Here is a 14,205-nt window from a genome sequence, read left to right on the forward strand (position 1 = left end):
ACGATGAAGCTTTTTCCCGTCTGCTTGGGAACGTTAGCTTCGGTGAAACCCTTGCAATTCGACATTTTCGATCCTTATCTATGAGTGACTACATACTCATTTAGGGGCTAAAACTCAGGCGGCAGACCCCTTCCAGAAAAGGTCGAACCCGGCCTGCCGGATGGCGTCACTTTCCTGAGGTTTGGCTGTGACCGCGTTGATGCTGATGTCGGCCAAGTCGAAGAGAATGGTATCGATGTAGAAGGCGATCCTGTCAGGCGCGGCATGGCCGGCGAGACACTCCTCCACCATCGTCCGCGCATCCCGCTGGATGGCGTGACACCGGTTCCGGCTTTCCGCTGTCACGCGATCCGACACCTTCAACTGACGAAGGGCCTTGCGCGCCGTGGCGTGAGCCAGTCCCCAGTCAATCAGACGGTTCCAGACCGCGAATAGTCGGTCTTTGGGGGAGGCGTCCGCCGGATATGGCGCCAGCATCATCTCTACCAAGTCGGCCTGGATCTCGAGAAAGAGCTGGTTGAGCAGATCGTCCTTGGTTGGAAAGTAAGTGAACAGCGTTCCCTCAGACACGCCAGCAGCCTTTGCGATCTTGGCCGTGGACGCGCCTGTGCCCAGGCTGGCGACGAACTCGGCCGCTGCATCGAGCAGTGCCTGTCGCTTTTCTTCACTGAGGGGACGCGCCATATTTCCGTCCAACGACATTGAGTGAGTACATACTCGATTATATAGGGAATAGCATGAGATTGGTCAAGGGATGCAGCCCCGCATCTTTCGCGGTCCATACCGACCAAGCTCGAATGAAGATTGTGTGGGCACACACCATGAGGCTGCGGCTGCCTTTTCAATAAGGGACGCAGTGGGGATCGAGATGTCTGTCGAAAGGGAAATGCATTGAATTCAGGGCGTTGATTGCAGTCCCCGGGGCATCATCATGCCTACTTCGATGAGAGCAGGTGATGGCACGCCCAGCCCTGACCAATCCAAAAGCGTGAACGGCACCACAAGCGGACATTACTCGGTATCTATCGAGATGTGTGAGCCGCCTACACTACGACACAGTTTCCCGCAGTATCCGAAACTACGCTCCCCTCACTCCCACTCGATCGTTTTGAGCCATCGTAACGCGTTGACGCGGCAGCACAAACTTTTCTGCACGCCCTAAAGAACCGACTCTGCGATCCGTCAGAAATCTGCGCTCTTGATTTCAAAAGGGAATTTCGGCGATTCGGGATCGGCTCGGTTTCGGCGACTATCGACAACAATCGGTCTATTTTCGACAGCCGCGCCGCAACAAGCCGCGACCCACTGGGGACCAAAAAAAGGACCGTCAAACACGGCCGAGCGGTCCGCACGGTTGCGCCCGGCATTCGCTCGTCGCCGTGGCGTGCCTCACTTGCCGTATGACGCAAGGAACACCCGTACGCCGGCCGCGGCGTGCCGTCGAAGCTTCGCCGGTTTCGGAATCGACTCGTCACCCAACAGCATGGCCCTGTTCAATGGCTCGCCCATAATCAACCAATTGAACTGGGAAGCGGCGACGGCCGGATCATCGATCGCAAGCAGGCCGTGATCAGCCAAACGCTCGAACAACACTGCCATCGCCGCAATTGCGCGCCCGGGTCCGCCATCGAAGAGTGCCTTTGCCAGTTCCGGGAAGCGGCCGACCTCGCCGATCACCAGACGGCGCAGCTGCATGACGCGCGGCGTGAGCACGGTGGCAAGCTGTCGGTAAGCATAGCGCTGAAGATAATCGGCAATATCTTCGCCCTCGGCGAGTTCGGGCATTTTACTGTGGACCCTATCGCTGGCTCGATTGGTCACGCTGCTCACGATCTCTACGAACAGCGTCTCCTTGCTCGGAAAATTCTTGTAGACGGTCTGTTTCGACACCGCCGCAAGCGCCGCGATCTCGTCCATGTTGGTGGCCAGATAGCCCTTTTGCAGAAACACCTCTGTAGCCGCATCGAGGATGGCCCGGCGCTTTTTCGCCGACCGTCCGTGCGGTTCGAGTTCTTCTGTAGCACCTGCTGAACGCGTCGTGGTCATGCTCCTGGCGTGTCCGCTGCCGATTGACTCATGGGTACTGGACCGTCTAGTTTGATTTGGACCGAGATGCAACGGGGAGAGATCGACAATGCACATCCAGTTCGCGGAGCTTCCAGTGTTCGACCAGGAACGCGCCAAGGCGTTCTACATCGATCACCTGAATTGCCGCATCGTCGCCGATCAGCCCATGAGCAATGATGGCTGGCGATGGATCGAACTCGGATTTCCAGGGGCCGAAACCACCCTCCACTTCCTAAGGCGCAAGGACGAAACACCATCTGAGGGGCCCGTCCTCGTGCTGGTTGACAACGAAATCGAAGTCACCGTTCAGAGACTCAAATCGCGAGGCGCCGAGATCATAGCAGAACCGCGCCCCGCGCCATGGCAACCGGGGCGCACGATCGCGGAATTTCGGGACAGCGAGGGCAATCGCATGATGATCACCAGCAGATGACGCACTCACCTATCATGACCGCAACTTGCTCTTGCGGTGGCGTCGAACTCAAAGCCTTTGGCAGGCCGATCGTGAGCAGTGCCTGCTACTGCGACGACTGCCGGAAGGGAGCTGATCAGATCGAAGCTTTGCCAGGTGCTGGCGCTATACGCGATCCCGATGGCGGCACCGCATACATCCTCTATCGAAAGGACCGCATCGAGTGCTCCAAGGGGGCCGAATTGCTGAGGGGTTACAAGCTTAAGGAAACTTCAGCCACGAATAGGGTCATCGCCATGTGCTGCAATTCAGCGATGTTAATGAACTTCGATAGAGGTCCACATTGGGTCTCGGTATACAGAGCGCGGTTTCACGGGAAACTCCCGCCACTGCAGCTGCGGATTTGCACGAAGTTCAAGTCGGACAGCGATGTCATTCCTGACGACGTGCCGAGCCACCGGGGTTATCCTCTAGGGTTCGTCGTTAAACTTTTGGCATCGCGCGTGGCGATGTTGCTAGGTCGATAAACCGGCCGCCAGCCTGCGCGATAAGATTCAGACAGGTGCGCAAATCGGATACGGCCCTGCCGCTCAGGCTCAGGCCTCAATGAACTTCTGTAGGCGATCCGCCACGATCAACCCTGCCCGGCTGTTCAAGTGCACGCCGTCAGTGTGAAATAGCCAGCCATTTACGCGGGCGACATCATCCGGACGCTGCCGCAGCACCAGTACGCGAAAAGCATCGCGATAGAATGGAAGAAAGTTGAACGCCGTGTAGGCCCGGCCAGGCGAGGCGCGAACCGCCTCGGTGAGCGCCTCATGGAGCTGGACATAGCCGCAGCGTTCCTCGTGCGCGATGGCCGCCACGATCGCAGAATATTCCTTGATCCGCCGGTTGAGCTCGCTCTGGAACGGATCGTCCGAATCCGGCGCTTCTCCTATCGGAGGGAGCGAGCAAAGGCCGATGTCCGCCGCCGTCTCGCGCTTCAGCCTGCGTGCTATCTCGGCCAGATTCTCGTGGAACCAATCGGGCGAAGGTGTGCGGGGCAGACGCTTCCAAAACGTAAAGAACCGCCGCACCTTGCGTGACACGAGCGTGAGAACATCATTCCCGCCGACCCAGACGATGACCTTGTCGGGACGGCAGGCGAGCACATCCGGCAACCGCTGCAGCGCATTGTAGGCCAAGTCGCCGCCGACGCCAAAATTCCGGAACTCAAATTGCCCGTTGCCCGGCCGCCGGCGGAGCTCCGCCATCCAATCGAATGCCTGGCGCTTGCCCGCCGTGCTGCTCGACCCGAGGCACGCCACGATTTTTCGTTGAGGACGCACCATCGTAACTCCGCCAGGCCAGAAGTGAGAAATCGCCGCCTTATGCTCTTCCCAAAACGGCCGGCCCAGTCATGAGTTTCAGGTCGGATTCCGCGGCGTTTTCCAACATCCATGGACAGGCATAATAATCTTCGATGCGATCGATGACGCGACCGGCGACATGGACACGAACCGGCCACGCGACCTGCCACCGGTCGCCTCGCTGGAAGAGCACGATCAGGACAGGCTCTCCGTCGATCGCCCCCAACTCCATGGTCCACGTCTCCGGGTTTCGCTCGTATTCGACGAAATAGGGAGAACTTCTGACCAGGCCGTCGAAGCAGTCGGCGACCCGCAACCGAGCATCGGCGCTGGTCAGGCTCCGCACGCCATCCCAGTCATGGCGGTTGAAGAGGTCAACATAGCGCTGCAAGAGCCGCGCGGTGTCGGGATCAAGCGGACGGCTCGGTTCACCGGCAGGTTCAGCGGGCAAGTCGGCGAGCTTCGCCCGTCCGCGGGAGAGCGCGGCTTTGACGCCCCCAACCGTCGAGTCCACGAGTTCTGCGGTCTCTTCCAGCGAATAGTCGAACACGTCCTTCAAGAGGATGCAGGCGCGCTCCTTGGGCGGCAAGCGGCCAACCAGCCGTTCGATGGCGCGGCGTGCATCGGTCGCTGCCGGCTCTGCAGAGACAACGCCGATGTCGTCCGAATAGCCGTGCTCCGCGCGCTCGCGCACATCGCGTCGCCTCAGAAAGTCGATGCAGCGATTGTGAGCGATGCGAAACAACCAGGATTTTAGCCTGCGGGGATCATCGAGGGTCTCGATCTTCGTGTAGGCCTCGAACAGCGTCTCCTGCACGAGATCCTCACCGTCGAGGCGTGAGCCCGTCATGCGGGCGCAGTAGCGATGCAGTTGGGCGCGGGCGCCTGACACCGTCTCGAGGAAGGCGCGATATCGCGCATCGAACAGGCCGGTCGGCCGCTCGGGCATGTCCTTCAGCTGCCACATCTTGGTTTCAATTTGCCAGTCATGCGACCTCCTGACCTTCAGCGCGTGTTGCCGCGGTTGCGGCCAGACCAAGTTTGGGGCGAACCCATTGTGCCAACCGCGCGATCGCGTCGTCGGCTTCGGGAGCGCGGCCGGCCATCATCTGGAACGAGTGCAGCATCCCGGGAAATACGTCTAAGCGCATCTCGACGCCGGCGGCTTTCGCGCGGTCGGCGAGCGCTCGGCTGTCGTCGAGCAGGGTTTCGTCTCCACCCACTTGCAGATAGATCGGCGGCAGGCCCTTCAGATCGGCAAAGATCGGGCTGGCGAGTGGATGCCGGGGATCGGTCCCTGCAAGGACTTGCGATACCAGCATATCCACGACCGCCTTCTGGAAGAAGGCGTCCTTCTCGCGGTTGCTTTCGTAGGAGTGCCCGCTCGCCGACAGATCATACCAGCCAGAGATGCTGAGGATCGCGGCCGGCAGCGGCCGTCCCGCATCGCGGAGTTTCATCGCCGCCGCAACGATCAGGCCAGCACCAGCGGAATCGCCTGCAGCTATGGTGTGCTTCGGCGCGACACCCTGCTCGGCGAGCCATTCGAACGCGGTCACGGCCTGCTCGATTTGGCGCGGAAACTTGCTCTGGAAAACGTAGTCGTACGTAGCGAGCAGAGCGTAACAGCCGATCGCCTTAGCAAGGTGTCCGACCATCTTGCGATGGGTCCAGATCGATCCGCCGACATAGCCACCGCCGTGCAGGTAAAGCATGACCCGGTCTTTGGCCGCCGTTTTTGGCTGAACCCACAGCGCGGTCTTGTCGCCGACCTTCGTCTCGACGTAATCGACGCCGCCCGGTTCTGCCGTCAAAACGGACCACTCGGATGCTTCCTGTGGCGATTCTCGACCGCTGCGAAAAGCCTCCGCGAGCGTTTCGTAGTGTATCTTGTTCGCTAGGCTCTGCTTGCTGTTCATTTGTCACGCTCCAATTCGTCCAGGAGGGCGATGTCAAGGATGACCGTGCCCATGAACAGCTAAGACGGATGAACCCAGCGAAAGGATACGTGGCCGGCAGATGCAACGCCTCGCCGGTGGCAGTTGCCGCGGACCCCGGGTGTCAAACCCAGCAAGGCTAGGCTGCTCCACCCTTCTCTGTGGGACGTTCGTTCCAGACATTCGCCGATCGGCCAGATGCTTCGTCTATGCCGTCGCCGGGTGGCCGGGGGCTGGGACTATTGACTATTATCGCCGAGCCAACATCGCCTTAAACGTGCTGCTCTATCCTCTTCTACTCCGCAGTACTCCTCGTCACTCCCACTCGATTATCAATCGTTAACTTAAGAACTTGAATTCGCTTCACAAAATGTTTTTTCGGTTTCTGCATACCGTCATATAGACCGCCAAAAGTACCGGCTTTTGAAATCATTGGTTTTTTCTGGCATATCGCGGAAATTACGGTTCCGCCATCTATCGGCAGGCGCGGCGGCGACATCACTCCTTGGCCCGCACCGCCGCCTCTACGCCAGACTACGCCGCCCACGATTCCTCCCGGAATTATACCGTCACGGCTCGGTCCGCCATCCCCGGCGCGTGAACGTCCTTCACCTTCAAACAACCGCTTGGCCAGGCGCGCGAAGTGAAGGTCGCGTTGTGAGGCCTGCTGTGCCCTCCCCTATCGCTCACCCTTTGCGTGTCAGAAAAAAGAATGTGACTCGACAAGGATATCATCTCCACGTCGGAGCAGGATTGAATTGAAGCCCTGCCTACGGTGTAGTCCTTCGTCGTCCGCGAGTTCGCCCCGCGACATTCATCCATTGCTGATCGCCAGCAAATGTTCGGCGTTGCGTGGGCCTCTCTGGCGCAATCGCGCCACATCTCTCGACGGCGGCAACCCGAACTGACGAGCATATTCGCGGCTGAACTGGTTTGGGCTTTCGTAACCCACACCGAACGCGACGGACGTGGCGTTGCCTTCTCCGGCAATGAGCAGGGACCGGGCGTGTAGCAAGCGCACGTGCTTTTGGTACTGCAGCGGGCTGAGCGCCGTCACGGCCTTGAAATGGCGGTGGAACGCGGAAACACTGAGAGCCGCCATCTCCGCTAAAGCCTCGACGCGCAACGGCTTGGCGAAGTTCTCCCTGATCCACTGGATGGCGATCCCGATCCGCGAGAGAGCAGTGTCAGGCGTGGCGACATCACGCAGCATCCAGCCGAGCGGCCCCTGCATCACGCGGAAGAGGATCTCGCGCTCGTAGGCAGGCGCCAGGGCTGCGATCTCGTTCGGACGCTCCATCAAGCGCAGCATGCGAAGCCAGCAGTCGAGCAGGTCCGGTGTGACCGGCGCGACGGAGAAGCCGGGTCTGTAGAGCTCACCTCCAGCAGGTTTGGGCAGGTCGGCCAGCAGATTGGCGACGATCGCCGGCTCCAGAGTCAGGCTGATCGCCAGATAGGGTTCTCCGTTTTCAGATGGGTGCACGGAGCCAACCGCCGGCAGATCGACCGACATCACGAAATAGGTCGCGGGATCGTAGCGAAACGTCCGATCGCCGACCGTCATCGTCTTCGACCCTCTCAGGATCAGATTGACCATGGGATCGTAGACAGCGGCAAGCTGATGTTCCGGTATGTCGCCCTGAACCATGGCGACACGCGGAATGCCCGTCTCCGTGCGGCGGTTTTCCGCGCGAGAAGCCAGCTGCCTGAGTTCCTGAAGCTGCGTGCCCATGGGCATCGTTGTTTCACAGCGGTGCACGCCGATCAACAGGGAAGCAGAAATAGGCAAGATCCGAGTAGGATCGTGCGAGCGGCCGCGATCCCCCGCGCCTATCACCTGGTCAGCAAATCCAAGGAGCACCAAATGAGCATCGTCATCATCACAGGCGGCAGCCGCGGCCTCGGCGCCAGCGTCGCGATCCAGTGCGCCAGGCGCAGCATGGGTGTCATCCTGACTTACAACAGCAATCCGGATGCGGCAGCGAAGGTCGGCAAGGCGATCGTAGCGGATGGCGGCAAGGCAGTCGCCATAAAGCTGGACGTCAGCGACAGTTCGGCGTTCCTTGCGTTTCGCGACGCAGTCGGCGAAGCGCTGGCAAGGACCTGGAACAGAAAGACCTTCGATTTCCTCGTCAACAATGCGGGGTACGGGCTCTATAACCCCATCGCCTCGGTGACCGAAGAGCAGTTCGATGGACTGTTCCGCGTGCATCTCAAGGGGCCATTCTTTCTCACGCAGGCCCTGCTTCCCCTGATCGCCGATGGCGGTCAGATCGTGAACGTCACCAGCGCAACCAGCCGCGTCGCGACCGCCGGCGTTGCGCCCTACGCCTCCTTCAAGGGCGGCCTCGAGGTGCTGACGCGCTACATGGCCAAGGAATTCGGCGAGCGCCGCATCCGTGCCAACTCGATCGCGCCGGGGCCCATCCGCACCGAGCTTGGCGGTGGGCTAAGCGAAGAATTCGAGGCGCTACTCGCCGGGCAGACTGCGCTCGGTCGCGTCGGCGAACCGGACGATGTCGGCTGCATGGTCGCCAGCCTGCTGTCAGACGAGAACCGCTGGATCAACGCCCAGAACATCGAAATTGGCGGCGGCTACATGATTTGAGGAAGCTCACATGCTCGATCATGTGCTCCTGACAGTAAATGATACGGCGCGGTCGATCGCCTTTTGCGAAAGGCCACTTCCTATGCTCGGGGTCACCGACCGCCTCGACTACGACGGTAAGGACGGACCGGCGGGGCATCCCGACCTCAAGGGCTTCGGCGCCAAGGGCCGGATGTTCTTCTGGCTGAGGGAGGGCTCGGCAGCACCCGGCGCGGTGCATGTCGGTTTCGCCGCCGATTCTGAAGCGATGGTGAATGCCTCCCATGCCGAAGCTTTGGCGGCCGGTGCGACCAAGATCAACGCACAGGGACCGCAGCTGCACTATGATCCCCGCTACTATGCGGCGCAGGTCAGAGACCTGGACGGTTGCAGCCTCGAATTCGTCTTCAAGAGCTGGCAGCACGGGAGCTAAAGCGATGACCGCCAACACCTTGCGCAAAGCGGCAGATGCGCTGATCGCGGCAACCAACGCGTTCGACGCCGACGCGGCGGTGACCTTGTTCACGCCAGATGCGGTGATCGACGACCCGTCGACCGGTCACCGATTCGACGGTCATGCCGGCGTCCGCGATTACATCGAGCGGTATTTCGTAGGCTATCACACGGTCACCCGCTTCCTCTCGATCGACGGCATCGGCGCCGGCCAAGCGCGCGTGCGGGTCAATTTCACCGGAGACTTTGGTCACGAGACCGGCCTTCTTGACATCTCGGTTAATGCCGCCGGGCTGATCGTTCGCATTGACGCCGATCTCGAATAACTAGACTAGCTTTACGAACCTGCCGTTCTCGTCTCTCTACAGTTCCAGCAGTCTGTCCAGCGCACGCAGCAGCTTTTGGGCGAAGCGCAACGCGTCGCGTACAACGTCCAGAACATCGACCAGGCGTAGCACATCACCCTACGGCAATGCCTCGATGTCCACCCGGACCAGCAGCTCGTCGCCGACGCACGCGAACCCTGGCAGAACAACGTCGGCGGGCATCGAGGGGAACGTCTCGGCATTTCAATTGGGCTGCGAAAGCGCGACGCAATTCAATCGTGAGTTCCGGCGTCTGTTTGGCGCTCCCCCTCTGCGCGACGTGAAGCGCCTGCGCCGGTTCGAACAGGCCGCGCAAGAACGTCGCTTCGACGCGACGACATCGACGTGCACTGAATGGAATCGACGAGAGATCAATTTGCGAGCCGCTCTATGACTAGGTCGAGCAAGGCTCGTAACCGTGCGAGCCGCCGTAAGTCCCGGTGGTAGCCCACATGGGTATCCCGGCCGGGTGGCGTTTCGCCGATGTCTATCGCTGCGAGCCCAGGCGTGCGGTCGCCCAGTGGCCTCGGCAAAACCGCAAGCCCGGCGCCCTGCGCACAAAGCTGCGCCTGGACCTCGCGATTGTTGCTGCGCAGGCAGACTTCAGCGTTAGGCAGCTTCTGTTTAAGCCACACTGCGTCGGGCATTTCTGCGTATGCCATATCCATGGTGATCAAACGCGCGCCCGCACCGTCTCCCAGCAACGGGGAGGCCATGCCTGCTGGTGCGTAGAGCGCATAGGGAATGTGCATCAGTCGACGCGAGATCACTTCCACGTCGCTGAATGGGGTAATCCGAAACACCAGATCGGCCTCTCGCCGGGGAAGGCTGTAGAGGCGCGCGTCGGTGAGCAACTCCACGCATAGCTTCGGATGCCGGCGGCCAAACTCGGCTAGAACGGGAGCCAGCATGATGTGACCAAACCAATCCGACGACGAAACGCGCAAGTTGCCCTCGAGATGCGCCTCGGCGCCGGCAAGCCGCCGCTCGAAGGCGAGCGCCTCTTCCTCGATCTTTTCGGCATGGCCGAGCACCGCTTGACCTTCGTCGGTCAGAACAAAACCGTCGGAGTTGCGTTGGAAAAGCGTATGGCCGACAGCCTCTTCCAGCGCGCGCAATCGCCGACCCATTGTCGGCTGCGTCTGCCCAAGTCGGCGCGCTGCTGCGCCCAAAGTGCCCTCGCGGGAAATAGCCAGAAATATCTTTAGATCGCTCCATTCCATCCTTGATACTCAAACGTGCTCGCATGGATTCTCACGAAGATCGCCCATCTTCATGCGATTTCATATGCAGCAGATCGAGGCGGGGCGCCATGGGAGGCGCGATATATTCGAGCCGGGAATGCAAGCGCCGGCTCGAATCGTGGGATTCTTGAGCATCCACGCCGCCCGTCACGCAGATATGGGTGGGGCCAACCGAGCAAATTCCTCCCGCGTCGCGGGATTTCCGTCAATCGACTCGTAAACCGTCTTGCTTCGTTCGAGCATGCCCATCAGAGACTTCGGACCTTCGAACGGGCGTCCGCCAATGTGCCAGCCATCGGTGTGGAGTTCCTCGATCAAGATCCACACTACTTCGCGAAACGCCTCGGAACCTTCGAAGCGAACCATGACGTCTGTGAGGGCCTTGGCCATTTCATGCTTCTCCTCGGCGGAGAAGACGTTGTCGACCAACGTAACGCGAATATAAGGCATGATGTTTTCCTTTTAGGTTCTTGGGATCCGTGAACGGAGACGTCGTCTGGGAGGCTGTCACGGTCCCGGAACAGCCCGCTTCGACGTTCCGCATCAGACGTCTATGTCGACGACCAGCTTGCCCTGGGCATTGCCATCTTCGATGGCAGCGTAGGCGTCGCTCGCTGTTTCGAGTGTGAAGAGACGCGGATCGACGATCGGGACAAGCTTGCCAGCCTCGGCCAGCCGCGCGGCCTCCCGCATGATCTCGCCGTGGTGTTCACGGCCAATGCCTGTCAGCAGCGGAAGAAGCGTGAACACGCCCGAATAGGTCGCCGCCTTGAACGACAGTGGCGCCAGTGCGTGACTACCCCAACCGAGGGAACTGACGACATGGCCAAACCGCTTGACGGAGGCGAATGACGCGTCCAGCACCGTCCCGCCGCCGGTGTCGTAGACGACATCGAAGCCGCGACCGTCCGTGTATTCGGCGACATATTGCTCCACCGTCTTCTCGCGATAATCGATCGCGACCGCTCCCAGGCGCTCGATCAACGGCTTCTTCGCGGCTGCGTCAGTGGCGTACACCTCGGCGCCGAACGCCTTCGCGATCTGGATCGCAACATGACCGACGCCGCCCGCACCGCCCTGGACCAGGACCTTCTGACCTGCCGAAACCTTGGCACGATCGACAAGGCCCTCCCATGCGGTGATGAAGACCAGCGGCAGCGCTGCCGCCTCGCGCATGGACAGGTTCGTGGGCTTCGGTGCAAGCAGCCGCGCATCGACTGCTGCGAACTGGGCCAGCGAACCTTGGTTCCCGCCCACGCCTCCGGTCATGCCAAAGACCTCGTCCCCGCGTTTGAACGCGGTGACACTCGGACCAACCTGCTCGACGACGCCGGCAAGGTCGATGCCGAGAATCGCCGGAAGCGGATGTTTCGCATGTGCCGCAGCGCCTGCACGGATCTTAGTGTCGAGAGGATTGACGCCGCTCGCTCTGACCCTGACGAGAACCTCGCCGTCGCCAGGAACGGGCCGCGAGACTTCCGAGAGCCTGAAGGGCTGTTTGAACTGACCCAAGATCAGCGCATGCATGGTGTGAGTGGATTGGGACATTGACGTACTCCGTTGTTTGTTGACGGACTTACGTTGCCCCATTTAAAGCCGCTTGGAGATTAACGATACTGCACGACATCCAAACATAAATGTTTGGCCCGAGCGTTGGAGCAACCGGCCTTGCGCACCAGCGTCAGCGCCACGACCTGGTCGACCAGCCTGGCCTCAAGCGGCGCGATGCCCGGAGGCCGGGTCTTGACGCGCAGCAGTCCTTCGACACCCTCGGCCATGAAGCGTTCCTTCCATCGCCACACGCAGGTTTTCGACTTGCCGGTCGCCGCCATAATCGCGAGCGTTCCAAGCCCCTGATCGGTCAGCAGAATGATCCGCGCCAGACATGCTTCTGCGGCGAACTCCGCCCCGCCACGATCGCTTCAAGCCGAGCCCTGTCCGAGGCCGTTACAGAAATGCTGATGCCAGTACGCATCCCCTAACGTCGCACGCTGCGGCGACAACAGAAATCCCAACAGGACTCTTTCGTCCCAATCAATCCACTAGAAGTGGCCGCAGATCGGAGTTGCCGGGCAAAGATGGAGAAAGCCAGCTTAGCGGAGTGAAAAACTCGACTAGAACAGTAATTGCGCGGCGATGAAACTAGCCGCCCAAACTACGATATTGCCGCCGTTTGTACCCCTCACTCCCACTCGATGGTGCCTGGCGGTTTGCTCGTCACGTCGTAGACGACGCGGTTGATGCCGCGTACCTCGTTGATGATGCGGGTGGCGGCTGCTCCCAGGAATGCCATGTCGTAATGGTAGAAGTCTGCCGTCATGCCGTCGACCGAGGTGACGGCGCGCAGCGCGCAGACGAACTCGTAGGTGCGGCCGTCGCCCATCACGCCGACGGTCTGCACGGGCAGCAGCACGGCGAAGGCCTGCCAGATGGCGTCGTAGAGTCCGGCCTTGCGGATCTCGTCGAGATAGATGGCGTCGGCCTCGCGCAGGATCTCCAGCTTTTCGCGGGTGATGCCGCCCGGACAGCGGATGGCGAGACCGGGACCGGGGAACGGATGCCGGCCAATGAAGCTGTCGGGCAGGCCGAGCTCCTTGCCGAGCGCCCTCACCTCGTCCTTGAACAATTCGCGCAGCGGCTCGACCAGCTGCATGTTCATGCGTTCGGGCAAGCCGCCGACATTGTGATGCGATTTGATCGTCACCGACGGGCCGCCGCTGAAAGAGACGCTTTCGATGACGTCGGGATAGAGGGTGCCTTGTGCCAGGAAATCGGCGCCGCCGAGCTTCTCGGCCTCCTCCTCGAACACTTCGATGAACAGCCGCCCGATGGTCTTGCGCTTCTTCTCGGGGTCCGACTCGCCCTCGAGCGCGCCGATGAAACGGTCAGAAGCGTCGACCAGGATCAGCGGCAGATTGTAATGCTGGCGAAACATCTCCACCACGCCTGATGCCTCGTCCTTGCGCATCAGACCGTGGTCGACAAGGATGCAGGTGAGCTGGTCGCCGACCGCCTCATGGATCAGCAAGGCCGCGACCGAGGAATCGACGCCGCCCGACAGCGCGCAGATCACCTTGCCCTTGCCGACCTGTTTGCGGATCGTCTCGACCGCGTGCTCGCGGTAGGCGCGCATCGTCCAGTCGCCTTCGATGCCGGCGATGTTGTGGACGAAGTTGCGGAGCAGCCTGGCGCCGTCCGGCGTATGCACCACTTCGGGGTGGAACATGAGGCCGTACATTCTGCGCTCGACATTGCCGAAGATGGCGAAGGGCGAGCCCTCCGATTTTCCGAGCACCTCGAACCCCTTGGGCAGGGAGATGACGCGATCGCCATGGCTCATCCACACCTGGTGGCGCTGGCCGGGCGCCCACAGGCCCTCGAACAACGGGCTGTCCTTGGCGATCTCGACGAAGGCGCGGCCGAATTCGCGGTGGTCGGAGCTTTCGGCGACGCCGCCCATCTGCACGCACATCGCCATCTGGCCATAGCAGATGCCGAGCACCGGCACGCCGGCATCGAAGACGATCTGCGGCGCGCGCGGGCTGCCGATGTCGCCGGTCGAGGCCGGACCGCCGGACAGGATCACCGCCTTCGGATCGATGCGCTTGAACGCCGCCTCGGCCGACTGGAAGGGCACGATCTCGGAAAAGACGCCGGCCTCGCGGATGCGGCGGGCAATCAGCTGGGTGAACTGGCTGCCGAAATCGACAATCAGGACGGTGTCGGGATGATTGGCTGTTTTCATGGCGAGCGTTTAGAGAAAGAAACGAGTCGGCGCAATGGGTTGT

Annotated in this window: 16 protein-coding genes and 1 pseudogene; 5 read left to right on the forward strand and 12 right to left on the reverse strand. The window is 60.9% G+C overall.

The genetic code is table 11. The features are described 5' to 3' along the window. Positions 1-114 precede the first annotated feature (114 nt). Both NKH93_RS05170 and NKH93_RS05175 read right to left on the reverse strand, forming a co-directional pair. Complete coding sequence (locus tag NKH93_RS05170; RefSeq protein WP_352851344.1) at positions 115-684, reverse strand: TetR/AcrR family transcriptional regulator; 570 nt, start codon at positions 682-684, stop codon at positions 115-117. Positions 685-1,389: 705 nt separating this feature from the next. Continuing rightward, positions 1,390-2,046 (reverse strand): TetR/AcrR family transcriptional regulator, encoded by a 657-nt coding sequence (locus tag NKH93_RS05175; RefSeq protein ID WP_352473464.1) that lies wholly within the window; start codon positions 2,044-2,046, stop codon positions 1,390-1,392. 88 nt (positions 2,047-2,134) lie between these two features. Between NKH93_RS05175 and NKH93_RS05180 the strand changes: the two genes are divergently transcribed. Together NKH93_RS05180 and NKH93_RS34305 are read left to right on the forward strand one after the other, a co-directional pair. Beyond that, positions 2,135-2,500, forward strand: coding sequence for a VOC family protein (locus tag NKH93_RS05180; protein WP_352473465.1), 366 nt, complete (start codon positions 2,135-2,137; stop codon positions 2,498-2,500). Between the two features lie 14 nt (positions 2,501-2,514). Beyond that, a complete protein-coding gene (locus NKH93_RS34305; protein ID WP_502896433.1) occupies positions 2,515-3,006 on the forward strand; it encodes a GFA family protein in 492 nt (163 codons plus the stop codon). Between the two features lie 69 nt (positions 3,007-3,075). Here NKH93_RS34305 and NKH93_RS05185 read toward each other — a convergent pair whose 3' ends face one another. From NKH93_RS05185 to NKH93_RS05205, 5 genes are all read right to left on the reverse strand, one after another. Further along, positions 3,076-3,813, reverse strand: coding sequence for an SGNH/GDSL hydrolase family protein (locus NKH93_RS05185; protein ID WP_352969485.1), 738 nt, complete (start codon positions 3,811-3,813; stop codon positions 3,076-3,078). A 37-nt stretch (positions 3,814-3,850) separates the two neighbouring features. Then, a complete protein-coding gene (locus tag NKH93_RS05190; RefSeq protein ID WP_352969487.1) occupies positions 3,851-4,798 on the reverse strand; it encodes a sigma-70 family RNA polymerase sigma factor in 948 nt (315 codons plus the stop codon). 19 nt (positions 4,799-4,817) lie between these two features. Next, on the reverse strand, positions 4,818-5,750 hold the full coding sequence (locus NKH93_RS05195) for an alpha/beta hydrolase (protein WP_352502123.1): 933 nt from the start codon (positions 5,748-5,750) through the stop codon (positions 4,818-4,820). 313 nt (positions 5,751-6,063) lie between these two features. Further along, positions 6,064-6,315, reverse strand: coding sequence for a hypothetical protein (locus NKH93_RS05200; protein WP_352969489.1), 252 nt, complete (start codon positions 6,313-6,315; stop codon positions 6,064-6,066). A 267-nt stretch (positions 6,316-6,582) separates the two neighbouring features. Beyond that, positions 6,583-7,500 carry an AraC family transcriptional regulator gene (locus NKH93_RS05205; RefSeq protein ID WP_352502121.1) on the reverse strand — a complete coding sequence of 306 codons (918 nt, stop codon included), beginning with the start codon at positions 7,498-7,500 and terminating at the stop codon, positions 6,583-6,585. Between the two features lie 132 nt (positions 7,501-7,632). On the opposite strand from NKH93_RS05205, the gene NKH93_RS05210 reads away from it, so the two are divergent. From NKH93_RS05210 to NKH93_RS05220, 3 genes are read left to right on the forward strand one after another with little or no spacing between them, the layout of a single operon-like run. Then, on the forward strand, positions 7,633-8,376 hold the full coding sequence (locus tag NKH93_RS05210) for an SDR family NAD(P)-dependent oxidoreductase (protein WP_352502120.1): 744 nt from the start codon (positions 7,633-7,635) through the stop codon (positions 8,374-8,376). Between the two features lie 10 nt (positions 8,377-8,386). Then, on the forward strand, positions 8,387-8,788 hold the full coding sequence (locus NKH93_RS05215) for a VOC family protein (RefSeq protein WP_352502119.1): 402 nt from the start codon (positions 8,387-8,389) through the stop codon (positions 8,786-8,788). Positions 8,789-8,792: 4 nt separating this feature from the next. Continuing rightward, positions 8,793-9,134, forward strand: coding sequence for a nuclear transport factor 2 family protein (locus NKH93_RS05220; protein WP_352502118.1), 342 nt, complete (start codon positions 8,793-8,795; stop codon positions 9,132-9,134). A gap of 410 nt (positions 9,135-9,544) precedes the next feature. Here NKH93_RS05220 and NKH93_RS05230 read toward each other — a convergent pair whose 3' ends face one another. From NKH93_RS05230 to guaA, 5 genes and pseudogenes are all read right to left on the reverse strand, one after another. Then, positions 9,545-10,396, reverse strand: a complete 852-nt coding sequence (locus NKH93_RS05230; protein ID WP_352541805.1) for a LysR family transcriptional regulator — start codon at positions 10,394-10,396, stop codon at positions 9,545-9,547. Between the two features lie 168 nt (positions 10,397-10,564). Next, on the reverse strand, positions 10,565-10,867 hold the full coding sequence (locus NKH93_RS05235; RefSeq protein WP_352969492.1) for a tautomerase family protein: 303 nt from the start codon (positions 10,865-10,867) through the stop codon (positions 10,565-10,567). Positions 10,868-10,960: 93 nt separating this feature from the next. Next, a complete protein-coding gene (locus tag NKH93_RS05240) occupies positions 10,961-11,965 on the reverse strand; it encodes a zinc-dependent alcohol dehydrogenase family protein (protein WP_352836481.1) in 1,005 nt (334 codons plus the stop codon). Between the two features lie 128 nt (positions 11,966-12,093). After that, positions 12,094-12,392, reverse strand: a pseudogene (locus NKH93_RS05245) (helix-turn-helix domain-containing protein); the annotation flags it as partial. A gap of 207 nt (positions 12,393-12,599) precedes the next feature. Further along, positions 12,600-14,162 (reverse strand): glutamine-hydrolyzing GMP synthase, encoded by a 1,563-nt coding sequence (gene guaA / locus NKH93_RS05250; RefSeq protein ID WP_352969494.1) that lies wholly within the window; start codon positions 14,160-14,162, stop codon positions 12,600-12,602. Between the last annotated feature and the right edge of the window lie 43 nt (positions 14,163-14,205).

Source organism: Mesorhizobium sp. M0954, assembly GCF_040319155.1.
Lineage (GTDB): Bacteria > Pseudomonadota > Alphaproteobacteria > Rhizobiales > Rhizobiaceae > Mesorhizobium.

What these genes read in the sequence shown, in the direction of transcription:
- NKH93_RS05170 (WP_352851344.1), bottom strand. Translation starts at nt 684, where the DNA reads ATGGCGCGTCCCCTCAGTGAAGAAAAGCGACAGGCACTGCTCGATGCA.
- NKH93_RS05175 (WP_352473464.1), bottom strand. Translation starts at nt 2,046, where the DNA reads ATGACCACGACGCGTTCAGCAGGTGCTACAGAAGAACTCGAACCGCAC.
- NKH93_RS05180 (WP_352473465.1), top strand. Translation starts at nt 2,135, where the DNA reads ATGCACATCCAGTTCGCGGAGCTTCCAGTGTTCGACCAGGAACGCGCC.
- NKH93_RS34305 (WP_502896433.1), top strand. Translation starts at nt 2,515, where the DNA reads ATGACCGCAACTTGCTCTTGCGGTGGCGTCGAACTCAAAGCCTTTGGC.
- NKH93_RS05185 (WP_352969485.1), bottom strand. Translation starts at nt 3,813, where the DNA reads ATGGTGCGTCCTCAACGAAAAATCGTGGCGTGCCTCGGGTCGAGCAGC.
- NKH93_RS05190 (WP_352969487.1), bottom strand. Translation starts at nt 4,798, where the DNA reads ATGTGGCAGCTGAAGGACATGCCCGAGCGGCCGACCGGCCTGTTCGAT.
- NKH93_RS05195 (WP_352502123.1), bottom strand. Translation starts at nt 5,750, where the DNA reads ATGAACAGCAAGCAGAGCCTAGCGAACAAGATACACTACGAAACGCTC.
- NKH93_RS05205 (WP_352502121.1), bottom strand. Translation starts at nt 7,500, where the DNA reads ATGGGCACGCAGCTTCAGGAACTCAGGCAGCTGGCTTCTCGCGCGGAA.
- NKH93_RS05210 (WP_352502120.1), top strand. Translation starts at nt 7,633, where the DNA reads ATGAGCATCGTCATCATCACAGGCGGCAGCCGCGGCCTCGGCGCCAGC.
- NKH93_RS05215 (WP_352502119.1), top strand. Translation starts at nt 8,387, where the DNA reads ATGCTCGATCATGTGCTCCTGACAGTAAATGATACGGCGCGGTCGATC.
- NKH93_RS05220 (WP_352502118.1), top strand. Translation starts at nt 8,793, where the DNA reads ATGACCGCCAACACCTTGCGCAAAGCGGCAGATGCGCTGATCGCGGCA.
- NKH93_RS05230 (WP_352541805.1), bottom strand. Translation starts at nt 10,396, where the DNA reads ATGGAATGGAGCGATCTAAAGATATTTCTGGCTATTTCCCGCGAGGGC.
- NKH93_RS05235 (WP_352969492.1), bottom strand. Translation starts at nt 10,867, where the DNA reads ATGCCTTATATTCGCGTTACGTTGGTCGACAACGTCTTCTCCGCCGAG.
- NKH93_RS05240 (WP_352836481.1), bottom strand. Translation starts at nt 11,965, where the DNA reads ATGTCCCAATCCACTCACACCATGCATGCGCTGATCTTGGGTCAGTTC.
- guaA (WP_352969494.1), bottom strand. Translation starts at nt 14,162, where the DNA reads ATGAAAACAGCCAATCATCCCGACACCGTCCTGATTGTCGATTTCGGC.